At 44.5% G+C, this 12,823-nt stretch carries 9 protein-coding genes; 3 read left to right on the top strand and 6 right to left on the bottom strand.

Annotated elements, in window-relative coordinates:
• Window positions 1–43: 43 nt before the first annotated feature.
• A complete protein-coding gene (locus tag D0T51_RS06680) occupies window positions 44–2,404 on the bottom strand; it encodes a BamA/TamA family outer membrane protein (protein WP_373457009.1) in 2,361 nt (786 codons plus the stop codon).
• Window positions 2,405–2,478: 74 nt separating this feature from the next.
• On the opposite strand from D0T51_RS06680, the gene D0T51_RS06675 reads away from it, so the two are divergent.
• The gene (locus tag D0T51_RS06675; protein WP_163726947.1) at window positions 2,479–3,246 is read left to right on the top strand and encodes an RNA methyltransferase; all 768 of its coding nucleotides are present in this window, start codon (window positions 2,479–2,481) and stop codon (window positions 3,244–3,246) included.
• On the opposite strand, the gene D0T51_RS06670 is transcribed toward D0T51_RS06675, so the two are convergent.
• From D0T51_RS06670 to ileS, 5 genes are all read right to left on the bottom strand, one after another.
• Window positions 3,169–3,492: a hypothetical protein gene (locus D0T51_RS06670; protein WP_163726944.1), complete on the bottom strand. Its 324-nt coding sequence runs from the start codon at window positions 3,490–3,492 to the stop codon at window positions 3,169–3,171. The genes D0T51_RS06675 and D0T51_RS06670 overlap by 78 nt on opposite strands.
• An 8-nt stretch (window positions 3,493–3,500) precedes the next feature.
• Complete coding sequence (locus tag D0T51_RS06665) at window positions 3,501–4,301, bottom strand: DUF4296 domain-containing protein (RefSeq protein ID WP_163726941.1); 801 nt, start codon at window positions 4,299–4,301, stop codon at window positions 3,501–3,503.
• Window positions 4,288–4,923, bottom strand: a complete 636-nt coding sequence (locus D0T51_RS06660; RefSeq protein WP_163726939.1) for a lipoprotein signal peptidase — start codon at window positions 4,921–4,923, stop codon at window positions 4,288–4,290. Before D0T51_RS06660 ends, D0T51_RS06665 begins: the two co-directional genes overlap by 14 nt.
• A 1-nt stretch (window position 4,924) precedes the next feature.
• Complete coding sequence (locus D0T51_RS06655) at window positions 4,925–5,305, bottom strand: TraR/DksA C4-type zinc finger protein (RefSeq protein WP_163726936.1); 381 nt, start codon at window positions 5,303–5,305, stop codon at window positions 4,925–4,927.
• A gap of 118 nt (window positions 5,306–5,423) precedes the next feature.
• Entirely contained in the window at window positions 5,424–8,843 is a 3,420-nt protein-coding gene (ileS, locus tag D0T51_RS06650; RefSeq protein WP_163726935.1) for an isoleucine--tRNA ligase, read from the bottom strand.
• 473 nt (window positions 8,844–9,316) lie between these two features.
• Between ileS and D0T51_RS06645 the strand changes: the two genes are divergently transcribed.
• Both D0T51_RS06645 and D0T51_RS06640 read left to right on the top strand, forming a co-directional pair.
• Entirely contained in the window at window positions 9,317–10,606 is a 1,290-nt protein-coding gene (locus D0T51_RS06645; RefSeq protein ID WP_163726932.1) for a DUF1080 domain-containing protein, read from the top strand.
• A gap of 299 nt (window positions 10,607–10,905) precedes the next feature.
• Window positions 10,906–12,813, top strand: a complete 1,908-nt coding sequence (locus D0T51_RS06640; RefSeq protein ID WP_163726931.1) for an amidophosphoribosyltransferase — start codon at window positions 10,906–10,908, stop codon at window positions 12,811–12,813.
• The last annotated feature ends 10 nt before the right edge of the window (window positions 12,814–12,823 follow it).

Below are 12,823 nucleotides of genomic sequence, written 5' to 3'. Positions count from 1 at the left end.
AAATGGCGCGGGAGATTTTTCACGCTGAAAAGGTGATATTCTCTTAGAAAGGATATCCAACGGCAAAATGCCAGGCAAAGTTATTCCGGAAGTTAGGATTGGTAATCGCCCATCTTTTGGATCCACTCTTTTGGGGATCATGTGCTTTAAATCCGGTATCGATACGGAGAAGGAAAAAGTCAAAGTCCAGACGTAAGCCTAAACCGTAAGAAACGGCTATTTCTTTGTAAAAGCGTGCCAGGTCAAAATTCCCATTCGGTTGATCCTCGTAAGGGCGGATAGTCCATATATTTCCGGCATCCACGTAGGCGGCCAATTCAAATTTCCAGAAGAGCTTGGTCCGATACTCAACATTCAGATCCAACCGGACATCTCCTACCTGCAAGGCGAAGCTCGTGGCAGAATCGACAGGCATACTTCCCGGCCCTAACTCCCGCACAGACCACCCCCGTACGCTGTTGGCTCCTCCTGAAAAATAACGCCGTTCAAAAGGCAAACGTTTGGCATTTCCATAGGGAACCCCTACGCCCATGCCTAAATGCAACGCCAATCGGTTCCGGTTATCCAAGACAATACCTTTGCTTAAATCAATATCCGCTTTTACAAATTGTGCATAGTTGATATCGAATAACTCATACCGGTTGTTTGCGTCTTTCTTTGCTTTCGACAAGGTAGATATGGCATACAATAAATTACCGGATGTCTCCAGAGACAAACGCAGGGAATGGGTATTTCTCAAACGATTCTGCGGCGTATAATTATTGAAAGAATAGGTATATCCGGCAGACATTATAAACTGATCCGTATAATTATACTGAATCATTGATTCCGGAAGTTTGTTTTTAAAATCTTCCGATACGCGGGGCAAGAAGACATAGTCCAAATCAATCAATTTAAACACATGCCTGGCCAACGTATTACTCCTGTCATGCCATATATAACTCCACCCGGCGGAAAGAATCGCCCGTTCATATTCCGGGCGGGTTTGCCAATTATAACTGGCTTTCACTTCCGTAGAAGCACGCAACCGACGCCGGAAATCATAACTTAAGAAAGGAAACAGAAAACGAGGATATAAAACCGAAAGTTCTCCTCCCCATTCCCAATAATTATCCAGCCCATCATAATCTTTCCCTCCCGAAAGAGATTCATAAGCCCCGCGCAGGCGGGCGCTAAAGACTTCCGAGCCTTTGAATATATTCCGGTGTTGATACGTCAGACTGGAAGCAAAACCCAAGTCTCCTGCCGAGTTCGTTCCTTCCACATCCCAACCCAGGCTCTGGGGTTTAGCAAAAGAGGTCAGAATTGTACAATCCAGCTTGAGAGAGTCATTCTCTTCATATTCGGAGAAACGGATATTTACATTTTTCAATGCCCGCAGGGAAGCAAAAGCTGAATAGGTCTGTTCCACATTCCTCTCGTTATACAATTGCCCGGGGGCTATATAGGTGGCTTTACTTAATACGCTCGAACGAATGCCTCTCCCACTCTGTCCGTATAAAACGGAGATATTACGGCTTTTAACCGAATCCGTCAAAGTAAAACGAGCGGCTGCATTATCCCCCAATGGATTATAATCAGTCAACACCGACACCTTATTAATAACATATTGACGATGCAAAGTATCCGTAATACTTCCATCCGGATTCAATTGCCGGTAAGGTTTCAATATCATATCGAGATCGACCCTGTTTTTCATCGAAGTCGTATCCGCCAGATAAGCCAGATAATCCCTGTTAAAAGCAAAATACCCCCGGCGCCGCAACAAAGAGGTGATACGTTGTCTCTCCTGGTCCAACACATCCCGGTCAAACAAATTTTCTTCTTTCACGAGAGAGGTCTGCTCTTCCAGGGTCGAACGAAAAGCGGAAGGAAGAGAGGGGCGACGGGCAGTCGTATGACGTACCAGGCTATCTATATGGGTATCATTCAGATCCATCGCAAAACGATGGATACGATAAGGCTCATGAGAGGTTATATGATAAGTCACTGTCGCTTTCTTCTGCTTGGAGGAGTCTACCGTAGCATGAACCTGGGCATGCACATATCCTTTATTGAACAGAAAACGGTCTAACTCTGCTGTTGATTGTTCGATCAATGTACTATCCAGGATTACCGGTGCCTCCCCTATACGCCGCAACTGTTTATTAAACCAGTTCTTTCCATTTCGGCCGGACCAGTTATATACGTACAATTGCCATTTTACCAATCCGAACAATTTAAAATTAGGTTGTTGCCGAAGATAAGGTTTCAAATCGCTCGTTTTATAATCCGGATTGTCCGATTTTATCTCGACCTTATCCAATAAATAGTCACCCTCGCCTACAAATCTTGTTGTGCTACAGGAAGCAAACAAAACGGCAATACCTATCCATAGTATGAATCGCAGGCGACTTATCATCATTCATTTTTTTACAATCGCAAATTTACTTGAATTAAAATAATTTCCTCTACTTTTGCTTTGTAAAAAGCAAGGGAATGGTAAGTAAGAACAAAGTAAAATATATCCGGTCATTAGAATCAAAGAAATACCGCAACGAATACAAGACTTTTGTCGCCGAAGGAAATAAATTGGTTGCTGATATGTTAACGGCCTACACCTGCGAACTTATCATCGCCAAACCTTCCTGGATGGCAACCCAAGGAGACATCCCCACCGCAGAGTTACTCGAAGGGGAGGAAGAGGATATCCGAAAAATCAGTTTCCTGAAGAACCCACAAGACGTAATTGCCGTATTCAAACAACCCTCCTGGGATTTAGAGACGGTCAAACCTGCCGAAGAATTAGTCCTTGCCCTGGACGGCATACAGGATCCGGGCAACCTGGGCACTATCATCCGTTTAGCCGACTGGTTCGGCATAGAACATATCATCTGCAGCAAAGATACGGTGGACGTATTCAACCCCAAGGTAGTACAAGCCACCATGGGAGCCCTGGCTCATGTCAAAATCTATTATACCGAACTGGAGGAGTTTTTAATCAAACAAAAGAAGACCTCCGTTGCTTTATACGGCACTTTCCTCGACGGAGAAAATATATATGCCAAAGAATTAAAAGACACAGGCATCCTTCTTATGGGGAATGAGGGCAATGGGATACGCCCCAACATCGAAAAATTAATCAACGAAAAATTGTTTATCCCCAACTATCCTACCGAGAGAGAGACTTCAGAGTCGCTGAATGTGGCAGTGGCTACCGCCATCATATGTGCCGAGTTTCGCCGCCGTCAGTTCCAGTCCTTGTAAGTGATAAACCTGAATAAAGGAACCTATTTCCACCTTCTCTGTCAAAAGCTTCCAATGAGGCATCTTCTCTTCCACCTTCGTTTCTTCCGCGAGCACCGGAAGAAGTATCCCTTCCACAAAGACGGTTCCTGCCATCTCTTCTGTTAAGGGATAGACACCCACCAAGCGATTCGCATCATCCAATTCCAGATAATGCAACCGGTACACATCCCGCCACCAAATATAATGTGAAGCCAACCGACGCATACGAAAAATCAATCACTAAGAGGCTGGATCTCTAAGTCTCCCACTTCTTTCTGGAAAAGAGGTTTGTAGTTATATCGCATCAGACTCAAACTATCCACAAAGATTTTCATATACGATTTTTCCGCATTATCCATCCGGATAGAGCCATACACACGAGATACCTGACGCGTAGGTAATGTCCGTAAGTCAAAGGCATAATACCCATCTTTATTGATTGTTTTATTGATAGTAATCAATGTATCCTTTTGCACAGCATGCAGGCGTATCTCCGGATAATGCTTCATACCCTCCCTAAGTCCCCAAACACGCATACCTAAAACAAAAGTACTACCGGAGGCATAATTCTTATCCGGTTTAATATCAAAAACAGTTCCATTGAATACCGCCTGAGGATAAAGTTCCATCACATTGCGGCGCGGCCATATATCCACCGAATCACGGTTGGAGGTCGGAGCAGCATCGGCCTGTACATCCCCCAGATCCCGGATCTGCTTCTTCAGATCGGCAATCACGCGATCATATACCTTCATATAGATATCCAGATTACGCCCATACCAAACCAACGAGCTATCGTATGTCGCCTGCGTTATTTTATGTTTGCGAAAGACCGATTCAAACAAGGCCGTTTTAATCGTGTCATTGGAATAGGTCGTATAATCTGTGCCTACCATAGATTCTGCAATCAGCATATCCGTCAGCACCTTTTGCATATCCTTTTCTGAGAGAATATCTTTGGGAGTCTTCTTACAACCGGAAAGGAATAAAAGCCCCCCCAATACAATAACATATATATACTTATGATTTTGCATCCACCTTTTTTTCTTCTTTGGAAAGGCTGTTTGATAATGTACGCCGGTAAAACAACAAAAGGAGAAAAGCTCCTACACAGATGGCCGAGTCAGCCACATTAAAGATAGGACGGAAAAAAACAAACTCCTGCCCTCCCCATATAGGCAACCAATCCGGGAAAGTAGTCTCAATCAATGGGAAATAGAACATATCGACCACCTTTCCGTGCAACCAGGTACCATACCCCCCGGCTTCAGGCATAAAGGTAGCCACCTGACCAAAGCTATGGTCAAATATCACGCCATAAAAAACAGAATCGATAATATTGCCTATCGCTCCGGCAAAGACAAGGGCCATACTCGCTAAAAAACCGAATGGATAGTTTGCCTTAACCCATTTATAAAGAAAATAACCAATAAAGACGACAGCAACTATACGGAAAAGCGTAAGAAACAATTTATTGATCACTTCCATGCCAAAGGCCATGCCCGGATTCTCCGTAAAATAGATATAAAACCACGACGTGATCTCAAAGCTCTCATGTAACTGCATATGGGTTTTCACCCAAAACTTAAGTGCCTGGTCAAGCAGAAGGAGCAGTATTACGATTAACACTGCTCCCCACCCTTTTGTATATTTCATATTATTTCGCACCGCCTTGTTTTGCTTCAATACTTAAAGTCGCATGGGGCACGGCACGCAAACGTTCTTTCGGAATCAACTTACCGGTCTCCCGGCAAACGCCATAGGTTTTATTCTCTATACGGATCAATGCCGCTTGCAGATTCTGAATAAATTTCATCTGCCGTTGAGCCAAACGACCGGCCTCTTCTTTCGAGAGGGTCGCTGCTCCTTCTTCCAACACTTTGAATGTGGGCGAAGTGTCCGACACATCGTTTCCATCCGAATTGGTTACTCCTGCGCGCAACGATTCATAATCCTTTTTTGCTATTTCCAGCTTCTCTAATATAATGGTACGGAACTCTTCCAGTTCAGCATCCGAATATCTCGTTTTTTCTGCCATAATTCTTCAGTTTGAGGTTCAACATTCGATTTATTCTAACAACTAAGCGACGTATTCATTTCACTTGTTTACAAATATAACGGTATTTTCGTATTTGCAGCTTATTCTCCCCAAATTATTACGCCTTTTCTACGCGGATCGACACCGTAAAGTCATCAAATTCCAACAGCGTCGGTTCACTCAGGATGTCTACCACCTTTAAGGAAACAGCCAATACCTGCTTCTGGATATACTCATTATATTCATTGATGGCTTCATCCAACATCTCGGAAGAAAGCACATGAATCTTCACCTTGTCGGTGATATCGTACCCATTGCTCTTGCGAAGATTCTGAATACGGTTCACTAATTCACGCGCCAGCCCTTCTTTGCGCAGCTCTTCGGTTATCGTTATATCCAGAGCTACAGTCAGACGGCCTTCATTGGCAACCAGCCAACCCGGAATATCTTCCGATATAATTTCTACATCGGCCAATTCTATCGTTGCCTGCTCTCCCTCTACCTGCAAGGTGAATGTGCCCGTCGATTCCAATGCATTGATATCCTCTTGTTTCATCTCCTGTATGACGGCTGCAAGACTTTTCATGATCTTACCATAACGCGGTCCCAGTTTTTTGAAGTCCGGCTTGATCTTTTTCACCAATATACCGGCCGTATTATCGACAAAACGCAGTTCCTTTACATTCACTTCATTCAATATCAAATCCTTCACCGCTTCAATACTTTCCTGCTGATGGGCATCCATCACCGGAACCATGATTGTTTGTAAAGGTTGACGCACTTTGATATTCACTTTCCGACGAAGCGCCAACACCATTGACGAGATGTCCTGAGCCATTTGCATCCGTTCTTCCAAGCCTTTGTCTATATATTCTTCCTGGCATACCGGGAAATCGGATAAGTGAACCGATTCGATCTTTTCACGCCCTGTCACGGCTATCAGATCCAGGAACATTTGATCGGAGTAGAAAGGAGCGATAGGAGCCATCAATTTAGTAATGGTTTCCAAACAGGTATACAAGGTCTGATAAGCAGACAATTTGTCTTCTGTCATACCTCCCCCCCAGAAACGACGGCGGTTCAGACGCACATACCAGTTGCTCAGATTATCGTTTACAAATTCAGAGATTGCACGTCCGGCACGGGTAGGCTCATACGTATCGTAATAGGCATCCACATCCTTCACCAATGTGTTCAATAAAGAAAGGATCCAACGGTCGATCTCCGGTCGTTTTTCCCATTCCACATCCGGCTGTGCATAAGCAAAGCCATCCACATTGGCATACAAGGCAAAGAAAGAATAGGTATTGTACAAGGTGCCGAAGAATTTCCGACGCACCTCTTCCATTCCTTCTACATCGAACTTGATATTATCCCAAGGAGATGCATTGGTAATCATATACCAGCGCAAGGGGTCCGAACCGTATGTATCGATTGTCTCAAATGGATCGATCGCATTTCCTAAGCGTTTGGACATTTTATTTCCATTCTTATCCAATACCAACCCGTTGGACACAACCGTCTTAAAGGCTATATTGTCAAAAATCATCGTTCCTATGGCATGCAAGGTAAAGAACCAGCCCCGTGTCTGGTCCACCCCTTCCGCAATGAAATCAGCCGGATAGACATCCCGGTTGTCCAATATCTCTTTATTCTCAAAAGGATAATGAATCTGTGCATAAGGCATCGCTCCGGAATCAAACCATACATCGATCAGGTCTGTCTCCCGTTTCATCGGTTCTCCTTTACTGGACACCAAGGTGATATCATCGACATAAGGACGATGCAAATCGATCTTCTCATAGTTTTCAGCGGTATAAACACCCGGTTTAAACGCTGCAAAAGGATTGGATTCCATAAATCCGGCACGAACAGATTTCTCTATCTCATGATATAATTCTTCTACCGAGCCGATACAGATCTCTTCATTTCCGTCTTCCGTCCGCCAGATCGGCAAAGGCGTACCCCAATAACGGCTACGACTCAGGTTCCAATCCTGCAGGTTTTCCAACCACTTACCAAAACGACCCGTACCGGTACTTTGCGGTTTCCAGTTGATCGTATGATTCAGTTCAATCATCCGTTCACGACAAGCGGTCGTCCGGATAAACCAACTATCCAACGGATAATATAACACCGGTTTATCTGTACGCCAGCAATGCGGATAATTGTGTACATGTTTTTCTATGCGGAATACCCGGTTTTGTACTTTCAGCATCATGCAGATACGTACATCCAGGGTTTCATCTTTATCGGTCAGAGTCGGATCGTATGCATTTTTCACAAACTGTCCGGCAAACGGATCGTAATCCGCTGCATTCATTTGCTTTTGAACAAACAAAGGATCCAGATCTTCCAACTTATAATATTTACCTGTCAGGTCGACCATCGGGCGTTTGTTCCCCTCTTTGTCTTCCAGCATTAACGGAGGAATACCATTGGCCTTAGCCACCCGGTCGTCATCCGCGCCGAATGTAGGAGCTATATGCACAATACCCGTACCGTCTTCCGTTGTCACAAAGTCTCCCGTAATAACCCGGAAAGCCTTCTCTCCCGGATTCACCCAAGGGATCAGTTGCTCATAACGGATACCGGCCAGTTCCGAGCCTTTCCATTCTGCCACGACCTTAAAAGGAACCAGTTTATCCCCTTCTTTATAATCTTCCAATGCCAGATCGGCCGCTTTGGGATTGAAATAGGCGGACACCAAATCCTTGGCTAACACAGCCGTCATAGGCATACCGGTATACGGATTATACGTCTGTACAGCTACATACGTAATCGCCGGGCCTACGCAAAGAGCCGTATTGGAAGGTAAAGTCCACGGTGTAGTGGTCCACGCCAGGAAGAAAGGTTCTCCAAACCCTGTCATTTCCGGTTTGGGCTCGGTGATACGGAATTGTGCCGTACACGTCGTATCTTTTACATCCCGATAACAACCGGGTTGATTCAGTTCGTGGGTACTCAATCCCGTCCCCGCTGCCGGTGAATAAGGTTGAATCGTATACCCTTTATACAGGAAATCTTTCTTATACAGTTCTTTCAATAAATACCATAAAGTCTCGATATAACGGTTATCATAGGTGATATACGGGTCTTCCATATCCACCCAATAACCCATTTTAACCGTAAGGTCTTCCCACTCTTTGGTGTATTTCATTACGTCCTTACGACAAGCCGCATTATATTCGGCCACAGAAATCTTTTTGCCAATATCTTCTTTGGTTATACCTAACGCTTTCTCAACGCTTAATTCAACCGGCAGACCATGGGTATCCCACCCTGCCTTACGCTTTACTTCAAAGCCTTTCATGGTTTTGTAGCGGCAGAAAATATCCTTAATCGAACGAGCTATTACGTGGTGAATACCAGGCATACCGTTTGCAGAAGGTGGACCTTCATAAAACACATACGATGGCTGCCCCTCACGGATTTCAAGACTCTTATGGAAGATGTCCCCATCCTGCCACTTCTTCAGCATCTCTTTATTCACGTTCGACAGGTCAAACTTCGAATATTCGGCAAATTTCTTACTCATTTTTACTTTAGGGTTATATGTCTCACATTAAAGAAGGTGCAAATTTACTCATATAATTCGAAATAGACAATATTTCTGCGGGCGGGCTTTTTCACTAAAATAGTATGGCTCTTGGAGAAATACACTTTGTGGAGAAATGCGCTTTTCAGGGGGAAATGCTGTTGCCGATGCGCATCGGCAATATTGTCGAAGCGCATCGGCAACATTGTCGAAGGGCTTCAGCAACATTGTCGATGCCCATCAGCAGTAAGATAAAGGAGGAGTTAAAAAGGCAGAGGAGTCAAGTAGTCAGAGTAGTCAAAGTAGTCAAGTAGAATGCATCGTTACTCCTTAACTACTTTAACTCCTTTAACTACTCTGACTACTTTAACTACTTTAACTACTTTAACTACTCTAACTCCTCTGACTCCTTTAACTCCCAATTTATATGTATATTTGTTCCCGATAATTATATACTTATTAAACGATCTAAAATGAATGGATTTATGAAAAAAGGAAGAATGGCAAGCCTATGGGCTTGTTGTGCATTGACATGCACATTGTTTTCATCGTGTGAGACGACACAGCACAACACGCTGACGGAAGCAGAAAAGGCCGAAGGCTGGCAACTGCTTTTTGACGGACAAACGATGGACGGCTGGCGCGACTATAACGGCACAACGTTGACGGAACCCTGGCATGTAGTCGACGGTTGCATACAAGCAAAAGGAACAGGCAGCGACGGAAGCGGTTATATTGTTACAGAGAAACAATATGAAAATTTCGAATTGTCCTGGGATTGGAAACTGACCAAAGGAGGTAATAGCGGTATGTTGTATCATGTTGTGGAACGTCCTCAATATAAAGTTCCCTACGTAACAGGGCCGGAATATCAATTGTTGGATGTCCCCAATTTTGAGGGAGAATTGGAAGAATGGCAAAAGCTGGGCGTAGACTATGCCATGCATTTGCCCGATCCAGCCAAGATGAAGGTCAACCCTTTCGGGCAATGGAACAATTCCAAGATCGTATTCGACAACGGACATGTAGAACATTGGCTCAATGGAGAGAAAATAGTGGAATTCGAAGCCTGGACTGAAGATTGGCATGCACGCAAGAACAGTGGCAAATGGGCCAATGCACCGGAATACGGCCTGGCTAAAAAAGGAGTACTTTGTTTGCAAGACCATGGCGACCCTGCTTCTTTCCGCAATATAAAGGTAAAAGAACTGCCTCGCAAAACGCAGGAAGTAACTCTTTTCAACGGAACAGACCTTACCGGATGGGAAGCCTATGGAACAGAATTATGGTATGTAAAAGACGGTTTACTCTATTGCGAAAGCGGTCCGGATAAAAAATACGGTTACCTGGCAACCCGCAATTATTATGACGAGTACGACCTCAGCGTTGAATTTAAACAGGAAGCAGACGGTAATTCCGGCGTATTCATTCGTTCTTTCATCGAAGAAGGTGTTAAAGTGAACGGCTGGCAAGTGGAAGTAGCCCCTAAAAACCATGATACCGGTGGCATATACGAATCATATGGCCGGGGTTGGTTGGTACAGATTCCGGACGAAAAAGAAACGATACTCAAAGAAGGCGATTGGAACACATTGCGCATAAAGGTACAAGGAAATAATGTAACGACCTGGTTGAATGGCGAAGAGATGGTGAATCTCAATGATGAAAAAATCGGTGCTGGCCAGGGACGGATCGCCCTGCAAATTCACGACGGGGGAGGTATTAAAGTAGCTTGGCGAAACCTGCAGGTTAAGACGTTATAAGGAGGGAGTCAAAGGAGTCAAAGGAGTTATCAGTCGCTTCGCGACTTAGGAGTTAAGTAGAATGCATCGTTACTCCTTTAACTCCTCTGACTCCTTGACTCTTTTACCAACTCTTCTGTTTTTATCCGTTTTACTAACAAATCATAACCAAATCACACAATTTAAGCACAATCATTAACTCTTTGATTTATTAATAGATATTTTTTATACATTTTTCAACCTTCGCCTGTCCTCCCGGAAGGATTTTACAGCAAAAAAGAAGTACCTTTGCTGACGGAATTTATACAACATTATCTGGAATGGAAATATTGAAACACGAGTGTGGTGTAGCCATGGTCCGATTGCTAAAACCTTTAGAATATTATCACCAAAAGTACGGAAGTTGGATGTACGGTCTCCACAAACTTTATCTGCTTATGGAAAAGCAGCATAACCGGGGACAAGAAGGGGCAGGTTTAGCCTGCGTCAAGTTAGAAGCAAAAGCTGGAGAAGAATATATGTTTCGGGAGCGAGCCATTGGAACCGGAGCTATCACCGATATATTCGCCGCTGTTCACGACCACTACAAGGGGATTCCGCCCGAACAGGTAAACGATCCTTTTTTTGCCAAGACCCAACTTCCTTTCGCCGGAGAACTTTATATGGGACACCTCCGCTACAGCACTACCGGGAAATCCGGTATTTCTTATATCCATCCTTTTTTACGACGCAACAACTGGCGTGCCAGAAACCTGGCTCTTTGCGGTAATTTCAACCTGACAAACGTAGATCATGTATTCCAAGAGATCACCTCTATCGGACAACATCCCCGGAAATATTCCGACACCTACATCATGCTTGAACAAATGGGACACCGCCTGGACCGGGAGGTAGAACGCCTCTATGCCCAATGCGAAGCGGACGGATTAACGGGCATGGATATCACCCAGGCAATCGAAAAACAGATAGACATAGCCAACGTATTGAAACGTTGCGTTCCTTCCTGGGACGGGGGATTTGTTATCTGTGGGTTAACCGGAAGTGGTGAGTCATTCAGTGTACGCGACCCCTGGGGAATCCGCCCCGCCTTTTATTATGCCGATGAGGAGATTTTCGTTCTGGCCTCCGAGCGTCCGGTCATACAGACGGTCATGCATGTACATTGTGATGAAATAAATGAACTCAAACGGGGAGAAGCTGTTATTATTAATAAAGAAGGAAAAATGCACACCACGCAGATAGTAGCTCCCCAAGAGAACCAAGCTTGTTCTTTTGAACGTATCTACTTTTCGCGGGGCAGTGATGTAGATATTTATAAAGAAAGAAAACGACTGGGAGAAAATCTAGTGGGCCCTCTATTGAAAACAATCGATTACGATTTGAATCATACCGTATTCTCATTCATCCCCAACACGGCCGAGGTGGCTTACTTCGGTATGCTGGACGGACTGAATGAGTACCTGAACAAACGGAAGAAAGAGTGGATAGCCGATCGCAGCCATCTCTTGCAGGAAAAAGAACTGGAACAAATCCTTTCGATGCGGATACGGACAGAAAAGGTGGCCATCAAAGATATCAAACTGCGTACATTCATTGCAGAAGGCAATAGCAGGAACGACCTGGCGGCTCACGTATACGACATCACCTATGGCAGTATACGCCCTTATGAAGACAATCTGGTGGTGATCGATGACAGTATCGTACGCGGTACCACCTTGCGGCAAAGCATCATCGGTATATTAGATCGCCTCCATCCGAAAAAGATCGTGATTGTCTCCTCCTCCCCCCAGGTACGTTATCCGGATTATTATGGAATAGATATGTCACGCATGAATGAGTTTATCGCCTTTAAAGCGGCTATCGCCTTATTGGAAGAACGGGGACAAACGGGATTGATCAAAGAGGTATACGACAAAGCCAAAGAGCAAGAGTCATTACCCGACAAGGCTATTGTCAATTATGTGAAAGAGATATATGCCCCTTTTACGGATGAAGAGATATCCGCGAAAATGGTTGAACTATTGACCCCTCCGGGTATTCAGGCCAAAGTGGAGATTGTGTACCAGACATTGGAGGGCTTGCATGCCTCCTGTCCGGATCATCCGGGAGATTGGTATTTCTCGGGCAACTACCCTACCCCCGGCGGAGCACGCATGGTGAACAATGCCTTCATTCATTTTATGGAAGAAGAATATTTACACAGAAACGTACGACTAAACATTAAATAACACCCAAGAT

It is taken from the genome of Parabacteroides sp. 52, assembly GCF_010500925.1.
Taxonomy (GTDB): domain Bacteria; phylum Bacteroidota; class Bacteroidia; order Bacteroidales; family Tannerellaceae; genus QVMG01.
The sequence above is the reverse complement of the archived record's forward strand: the minus strand, read 5'-3'. Positions and strand labels throughout refer to the sequence as shown.

What these genes read in the sequence shown, in the direction of transcription:
- D0T51_RS06680 (WP_373457009.1), bottom strand. Translation starts at nt 2,404, where the DNA reads ATGATGATAAGTCGCCTGCGATTCATACTATGGATAGGTATTGCCGTT.
- D0T51_RS06675 (WP_163726947.1), top strand. Translation starts at nt 2,479, where the DNA reads ATGGTAAGTAAGAACAAAGTAAAATATATCCGGTCATTAGAATCAAAG.
- D0T51_RS06670 (WP_163726944.1), bottom strand. Translation starts at nt 3,492, where the DNA reads ATGCGTCGGTTGGCTTCACATTATATTTGGTGGCGGGATGTGTACCGG.
- D0T51_RS06665 (WP_163726941.1), bottom strand. Translation starts at nt 4,301, where the DNA reads ATGCAAAATCATAAGTATATATATGTTATTGTATTGGGGGGGCTTTTA.
- D0T51_RS06660 (WP_163726939.1), bottom strand. Translation starts at nt 4,923, where the DNA reads ATGAAATATACAAAAGGGTGGGGAGCAGTGTTAATCGTAATACTGCTC.
- D0T51_RS06655 (WP_163726936.1), bottom strand. Translation starts at nt 5,305, where the DNA reads ATGGCAGAAAAAACGAGATATTCGGATGCTGAACTGGAAGAGTTCCGT.
- ileS (WP_163726935.1), bottom strand. Translation starts at nt 8,843, where the DNA reads ATGAGTAAGAAATTTGCCGAATATTCGAAGTTTGACCTGTCGAACGTG.
- D0T51_RS06645 (WP_163726932.1), top strand. Translation starts at nt 9,317, where the DNA reads ATGAATGGATTTATGAAAAAAGGAAGAATGGCAAGCCTATGGGCTTGT.
- D0T51_RS06640 (WP_163726931.1), top strand. Translation starts at nt 10,906, where the DNA reads ATGGAAATATTGAAACACGAGTGTGGTGTAGCCATGGTCCGATTGCTA.